This window comes from Streptomyces sp. P5F9 (assembly GCF_057961495.1).
In genome coordinates this window covers 1-1,963 of sequence record NZ_JBXVPZ010000835.1, presented here as the reverse complement: position 1 = coordinate 1,963, position 1,963 = coordinate 1, and the positions used below count along the sequence as shown (strand labels likewise).

Below are 1,963 nucleotides of genomic sequence, written 5' to 3'. Positions count from 1 at the left end.
GAAGATGGGGTGCGGCCGGAAAATCCGACTAATGGAGACCAAGAACCAGCCTCCAGGGGGATCCGGCTGTCGGACCGGTGTTCTACTCTCCCCCGCATGTCGTGGTCGCGCGCACTCCTCACCGCGCTCGCGGTCTGTGCCCTGCTGCTGGCCGGATCGGCGGGCTGCGGCTCCGGTGACGCCCATGCGCGGAAGGGCGACCGGGTGTCGCCGTCGCCGGTGGGCAAAGTGCTCGACGACACCGACGAGCAGGGCCGGCACTACCGCGAAGTGGACAAGAAGGGCGCGCCGGAGGTCGGTGTCGAGGTGGAGCCCGACGCAGCGGACGACAGCTGGGACGTCACGCTGACCGTGCACGACTTCCGCTTCTCGCCCGCCGGCGCGAAGCCGGTCGCGGTCGCGGGCCGGGGAACCGTCCGCCTCCTCGTCGACGGCCGCACCGTCGCGCGGCTCCGCGTCCCCGAGTACCGCCTCGCGGCCGACCTCGTCCCGCACGGCACCCACCACGTCACCGCGCGCCTCTACGCCGACGACGGCACGGTGTGGGCCGTGCACGGCAAACCGGTGGAGAGCACGGCGGACATCACAGCGTCGGCGTCGGCCACGCCCGACGGCAGCAAGGTCCCCAGCTCCGGCTCCACACCTGCGCAGGGGTCGAAATGAGTGCTACGGACACCCAATTCCGTACGCAGGTACGAGCTTCACCTGACCGCGGCGGAAAGGCATCATGAAGCCCGTGCCCCACACGACATCGCTCCGGCGTGCGCCCGTGCAGCGGCGGAGCGCCGAACGGCTGACCAGGATTCTCGACGCCTGCGCCGACCTGCTCGACGAGGTCGGCTACGACGCGCTGAGCACCCGTGCCGTGGCCCTGCGCGCCGGCGTCCCCATCGGCTCGGTCTACCGCTTCTTCGGGAACAAGCGTGCGATGGCCGACGCCCTCGCGCAGCGCAACCTGGAGCGTTACACGGAGCGGGTCACCGAGCGCCTCAAGGAGAGCGGCGCGGAGGGCTGGCGGATGGCGGTGGACGCCGTCCTGGACGAGTACCTCGCGATGAAGCGCACTGCCCCCGGCTTCTCCCTCGTCGACTTCGGCAACCAGATCCCCATCGGCTCGGGCCACGCGGAACCCAACATCCGGGTCGCCGACCGCCTCACCGACCTCCTCTCCGGCTACCTCGCCCGCGAGCCCGACGAGGACCTCCGCCGCACCTTCCTGATCGCCGTGGAGACCGCCGACGCCCTCGTCCACCTGGCGTTCCGGGTCGCGCCGGAGGGCGACGAGAAGGTCATCGGGGAGACGCGGGAGATGCTGCGGGCGTATCTGGCACGGGTGTTGGACTGACCTCCGGCCCGGGCACCGCGTGGCGCTCCGCGGGTACCGGGGGGCATCGGGTCGCGCGCTTGCCCTCGCGGCGGGTGTGGGATTGACCTGCGGTCCGGGCGGCTGGCTCTGGGCGGCGACCGGGCGGACTTCGGGCCGTGCGCTTGCCCCGCACGTCGGGTGGCGGGTGTTGGACTGGCCTGCGGTCCGGGCGGCCGGCATCGGCGGCGACCGGGCAGGCTCCGGTCGTGCGCCTGCTTCGTGCGGCGGTGTTGGACTGGCCTGCGGGTCCGGGTGGCTGGCTTGCGGCGGCTACTGGGCGGGCCTCGGGCCTTGCGTGTGCCTCGCACGGCGGGTGTTGGACTGACCTCCGCTCCGGGTGGCCGGCTCTGGGCGGCGACCGGTCGGCCCTCGGGCCATACGCCTGCCCCGCAGCGGGTGCCGGACGGTCCCGGGTCGGGCGCAGGCAGCTGGATCGACCTCTGGCTGAACGGCCAAAGGCTCGCCCACCTCACGGCCAAAGGCTCACCCACCTCACGGCCGAACGCCTGCCTGCCTGCCTCTCCGGCCAAGCACTCGCCCGCCCTCCGGCCGAACGCCCGCCTGCCTTTCCAGCCAAGCACTCGCCCACCTCACGGC

General features: G+C 72.6%; 2 protein-coding genes. Both read left to right on the top strand.

The window, feature by feature from the left end:
- The first annotated feature begins 96 nt into the window (after window positions 1–96).
- The gene (locus AC31A1_RS50695) at window positions 97–663 is read left to right on the top strand and encodes a hypothetical protein (RefSeq protein WP_489659798.1); all 567 of its coding nucleotides are present in this window, start codon (window positions 97–99) and stop codon (window positions 661–663) included.
- A gap of 64 nt (window positions 664–727) precedes the next feature.
- Entirely contained in the window at window positions 728–1,345 is a 618-nt protein-coding gene (locus tag AC31A1_RS50690; protein WP_489659797.1) for a TetR/AcrR family transcriptional regulator, read from the top strand.
- Window positions 1,346–1,963: the final 618 nt, after the last annotated feature.